The 5,153-nt window shown below is 68.4% G+C and carries 3 protein-coding genes; 1 reads left to right on the top strand and 2 read right to left on the bottom strand.

The annotated features are described in order from the left end of the window. The first annotated feature begins 79 nt into the window (after positions 1–79). Positions 80–1,180, top strand: a complete 1,101-nt coding sequence (locus tag Mlute_RS14015; RefSeq protein ID WP_119361192.1) for a DegT/DnrJ/EryC1/StrS family aminotransferase — start codon at positions 80–82, stop codon at positions 1,178–1,180. A 12-nt stretch (positions 1,181–1,192) separates the two neighbouring features. Here the strand turns inward: Mlute_RS14015 and Mlute_RS14010 are convergent, their stop codons facing one another. Both Mlute_RS14010 and Mlute_RS14005 read right to left on the bottom strand, forming a co-directional pair. Further along, the gene (locus Mlute_RS14010) at positions 1,193–4,135 is read right to left on the bottom strand and encodes an EAL domain-containing protein (RefSeq protein ID WP_119361191.1); all 2,943 of its coding nucleotides are present in this window, start codon (positions 4,133–4,135) and stop codon (positions 1,193–1,195) included. Between the two features lie 182 nt (positions 4,136–4,317). Continuing rightward, on the bottom strand, positions 4,318–5,153 hold an 836-nt coding region (locus Mlute_RS14005; RefSeq protein ID WP_147371109.1), incomplete at its 5' end, for a phytoene desaturase family protein.

The following is a 5,153-nucleotide window of genomic DNA, read 5'->3' as shown; positions in this document are numbered from 1 at the left end:
GGGCTCTGGCTGGGGCGGGGGGTCTACCGGTAGGCTTTCCTTCCGGGCAAGACCCGGTAACCTAGAGCAGGTGCGCCGAATGGTACCGATACTTGACTTAAAGCGCGAATACCAGGAGCTCAAAAGCGAGATTGACGCGGCCATACAGCGGGTGCTCCTCTCCGGGGGCTTTGTGGGCGGCCCCGAGGTGGCCGCGCTGGAGGAGGAGCTGGCAGCCTACCTAGGGGTGCCCCAGGTGGTGAGCTGCGCCTCCGGGACCGATGCCCTCATCCTGGCCCTGCGGGCCATGGGGGTAGGGCCTGGGGACGAGGTTATCACCACCCCCTTCACCTTTATCGCCACCCTCGAGGCCATCCTGCACGTGGGGGCCCGGCCGGTTCTGGTGGACATTGAGCCCCACACCTACAACCTGAACCCCGCCCTGCTGGAAGGGGCCCTTTCCCCCCGGACCAAGGCCATCCTGCCGGTACACCTCTACGGCCAGGTGGCCCCCATGGGCGAGATACTCGCGTTCGCCCGAAAGCACGGGCTGTTGGTCCTAGAAGACGCCGCCCAGGCCATCGGGGCCCGCTACCTGGGGGAAGGCCAGGCCCAGATGGCCGGCACCCTGGGTCAGGCCGGGGCGTTTAGCCTCTACCCCAGCAAGAACCTGGGGGCCTACGGCGACGGGGGGTTTATCGCCACCGCCGACCCGGCCTTGGCGGAGGAGGCCCGGCTGCTCGCCACCCACGGCTCCAAGGTGCGCTACCAGCACGTGCGGGCCCTGGGGTATACCTCGAGGCTCGACGCCCTTCAGGCCGCCATCCTGCGGGTCAAGCTGCCCTATCTAGAGGGCTGGAACGCCCGCCGCCGGGCCATCGCAAGCCGCTACAGCGAGGCCCTAAAGCACCGCCTCCTCACCCCCTGCGAGATGCCCTACGCCCACCACATCTACCACCAGTATACCGTGCGGCATCCTGAGCGCGACCGGTTGGCAGCCCACCTGCAGGCCCAGGGCATCGGCAGCAGCGTGCACTACCCCCTCCCGGCCCACCTGCAGCCGGCCTACCGGCACCTGGCCCAGGAGGGGAGGCTTCCCGTTGCCGAGGCCGCGGCCCGCGAGGTGCTGAGCCTACCCATGCACCCCTTCTTGGAGGAGGCCCAGGTGGAGGCGGTTATCAAGGCCGTGCTCAGCTTTTGAAAGGCTGAAGCCCTATTCCAAGGCCTGGGGCGGCCCGAACAAGTACCCCTGGCCCAAGGCACAGCCCACCTCCTGGAGCCAGGCCCTCTGCTCTGGACGCTCCACCCCCTCGGCCAGGCAAAGCAGCCCCAGGTTCTGGGCCAGGGCCACCACGCTGCGCAAAATCGCCTCGCTCCTTTGGCTCTTCCCGATGCCCGCGGTGAAGCGGCGGTCAATCTTGATGAGGTCAATGGGCAGCTCGCTCAGGTAGGACAGCGAGGAGTAGCCGCTGCCGAAGTCGTCCAGGGCGATATTTAGGCCCATCTCCTTGAGGGCTCCAAGCCGCGCCCGCACCTGTACGGGGTTGTCCATAAGTACGCTTTCGGTGACCTCGAGCCACAGCCGATGCGCAGGGAACCCCCACTGGCCCAGCACCCGCTCCAGCCAGCGGAGCAGGTTTTCGTCCAGCAGGCTGCGGGGTGAGAGGTTTAGGGTCAACCGCTCCTCCCGCGAAGCGGTGAGGCGGAGGGCCTGGCACAGGACCAGCCGGTCAATCTGGTGAACCAGCCCGGCCTCCTCGGCCAGCGGAATGAAAAGGTCTGGCGGCAGCCCCTCCCCCACCCAGCGGGCCAGCGCCTCCAGGCCCCAGCGGACACCGCTCCTCAGCTCCACGATGGGCTGGAAGTAGGGCTGGATCTGCTTCTTCTTCAGGGCCCCCCGCAGCCTCTGCAGGGCCTCCAGCCGCGACCTGAGGCCCTGGTCCAGCTCGGGGGTGTACCCTAGCCAAAGCCGGCCGCCGCGCTTGGCCTGGTACATGGCCACATCCGCAGTCCGCATCAGCTCGGAGAGGTCTTTGCCGTGCTCGGGGTAGCAGGCCGCCCCCACGCTCAGGGTGATGTGCAGCTCCCGGTCGGCCACCCAGAAGGGGGCCTCCAGGGCCACCCGGAGCATCCGGCCCAGCTCCTCGGGGGGCGGCTGGCCCTCCAGCAACAAGACGAACTCGTCCCCCCCTACCCGGGCCACCAGCGCGGCCACCGGCAGCCCCCGCAGCCTCTCGGCCACCTGGCGGATAAGCTCATCGCCGGCCGGGTGGCCGTAGGCGTCGTTGACCATCTTGGTCTCGTTCAGGTCTATGTACAAAAGGGTGGCCGAGCCCCCAGGCCGCAGCAGGGCCCCAGCCTGGCGCACCAGGCCCGCGCGGTTGAGCAGACCGGTGAGCGGGTCGTGAAAGGCCAGAAACTCCATGCGCCGCTCGGCCGCCTTCCGCTCGGAGATGTCCCGCACGATGCTCAGGATCAGCCCCTCCTGGGGCAGGGCAAGGCCGGTGGTCTCGGCCTCCAAAAGGCCCCCATCGGCCTTGTGCAGGGGCTGCTCCATCCAAGGAAGCCCCGGCTCTCCCCGGCGCAGCCGCTCCACCCGGGCCAGGACGTGGTGGGTGTTGTCCCCGGTCCAAAGCTGGGCCATGGAAACTCCCCGAAGCTCTTTTACTCCCAGAAGCTCGTGCATCTTGGGGTTGGCGTAGCGTATCTCCAGTGTGCCGGGGTCAAAGAGCAGGACCCCCAGGGGCAGGTGCTCAACCAGCGTGCGGAAGCGCTGCTCGCTTTGGGCCAGGGAGTTTAAAGTCTGGAGGCGTTCAAGGGTGGCCTGGAGCAGGGCCGTGGCCGCCTCCACCAGCTCCAGGTCAGCCCCATCTAAAAGGCGCTTGTCCTCCTCCACGTTCACCGTACCCACCACCTCTCCCCTTACCCGGATGGGCACGAACAGGGCCGAGCAGACCCGCTCGTTCACCACCAGGAAATCGGGGTCCTGGGTGGGGTTTTGAAGCAGGATGGAATGGCCCGAGAGGTAGCAGCGGCTGGTCACCCCCTGGCCCAGTGGGATGCGGGCATAGTTCAGGTAGTAGCCCCGGTGGTGCCGGGCCACCAGGACCTTGCCCTCCAGGTAGTAGACCGCCACCAGCCCATAGCCAAAGCTGCTGTGCAGCTCCTCCACGAAAAGCCGGGTGGCCTCCTCCGAGCTCTGCACCGAAAGCAGCCCGCGCGAGAGGGCGTACAAGAGCCCCAGGCGGCGGGCCTGGGCCTGGGTCTTTTGGAGCAGCCGGGCGTTTTCGGCCTGGCTGGAAACCAGGCGGCGCACCGCCAGGTCCCGCTCCAAGAACAGGCCCACCGCCCGGCCCACCAGCTTGAGCAGCTCTAGATCGGCAGGGCCCAGTCTGCGGGCGGTGCTCTCCACGTTGAGCACCCCGATGGTCTTTCCGTCCACCCTGAGGGGGACCGCCACCTCGGAGAGAATTCCCGGCATAGGGTAGATGAAATCCGGGTCCTGAGCGGCGTCTTCCACCAGCATCGGCTTCCCTGAGCGCACGCAACGAGCCATCACCCCGCTGCCAATCGGCACCCGCTCGAGCCACTCGGCGTAGCCCACCTGGTGCTGCAGGACCAGCTCGTCCCCCTCCTTTAGGTAGATGGAGACCAGGTTGTAGCCGAAGGTCTCGGCGATGGCCTCCACGCAGTAGCGGAAAACCCCAGGCCCATCCAGCTCCGCCGAAAGCCCCCAGCCCAGCTTGAAGAGGAGCTCGAGGTGCCGCCAGAGCTCCTCCGCCCTCCAACCTTCCTTGAAACCCCAAAGCAGCGCCCCTGCCACCCGCAAGTAGCCTTGCTCCTCCGGGCTCCAGCGGCGGGGCCGCCGGTCCGCGAAGGCCAACACCCCCCCTCCGGCCAAGGGCAGGGCCAGCAGGCCCCCCAGCCCACCCGGGGCCCGCTCCAGCACCAGGGGCGAGGAAAGCCCCCCTACCAGGCCGTCTAGGGCCTCTAGGGGAAACCCCTCCCCCTCCAGGGAGGCCCAGACCGGCCCGGGGAGGGCCAGTCCTCGAGCGTAGGCCCAGGGCACCCCCAGGCCCCGCGCCAGCGCCCCCAAGGCGGCCCGCAGGGCCTCCTCATGCTCTGAGAGGGAAAGGCAGCGGACCGCCTCTCCCAAAGCAGCCAGAAGCCCAGGGCTCTGGGCAGTTCCTTGCGGCCCAGAACGGGCTTTCTGAGCGGATCTATCCCCGGCTTCCTCCAATGCGCCTTACCCCCGCCCCCTCACAGTACCGGGCCAGGCCAAAGCCGGTTGTGAGCTTTGACCAAGCGCACAGCGGGCCGGCCCCCGCCCCGAGGCGGCTAAAGCCGCCCTCGGCTCAGGTCGGCCAAAAGCACTCGGGCCGCGTTCCGCCCGCTGGCCCCCATGATGCCCCCGCCCGGGTGGGTACTGGCCCCGGTGAGGTAGAGCCCCCTAATCCCCGGGAAGCGGTAGCCGTGGGCCCCCAACCATGGGCGAAGCATAAACATCTGGTCGGGACCCATCTCCAAGTGCATCACGTTGGCGCTGGGCATGGCAAACTCCCGCTCGAGCCAAAGCGGGGTCTGCACCAGCTCGGCCACAATCTTCTGCCGCACCTCGGGGTCATAGCGCTCAAAGCTCTGCAGGATGGCCTCCCGGGCCTCCTCCGCCCGCTCCTCCCAGCTCCCCCGGGCCAGCCGGTAGGGGTAGTACTGGGCCCAAAGCCAGAGCACCTCCCCCCCCGGAGGGACCAGGGTTTCATCCACCGCGCTGAAGCTCATCGCCACCAGGGGAGGATCGCGGGCGGGCTCCCCGGCCAAGTACTCGCCGTAGGCCCGGTCTAGCTGCCGCTCACCCGTGATCAGGAGGCCCAGCCCGACCCTGGCCTGGTCCTCCGGGCAGGCCCGGTAGCGTAGTTTCTGGGAAAGGCCCAGCCGCAGCACCATGCCAAAGCCGTTGCCCACCCGCACGCCCCGAGCCTCCTCCGGCACCCGCTCAGAGGGCAGCAGCTCGAGGGTTTTCTGAATGTGGGTCCCGGACAGCACCGCCCGGGCGGTAACCCCCTGGCCGTCCCCCAGCCGCAGCCCCACAACCCTGGTCCCCTCGAGCAACACCGCCCTCACCGGGCTTTTCAGGTGTACCCGCCCCCCATGGGCCTCAATGGCCCGTACCAGGG

The organism is Meiothermus luteus (genome assembly GCF_003574085.1).
In the GTDB taxonomy this organism is placed as follows: Bacteria; Deinococcota; Deinococci; order Deinococcales; family Thermaceae; genus Meiothermus; species Meiothermus luteus.
Note: the sequence above shows the minus strand (reverse complement) of the source record. Positions and strands in the feature narration are given on the sequence as shown.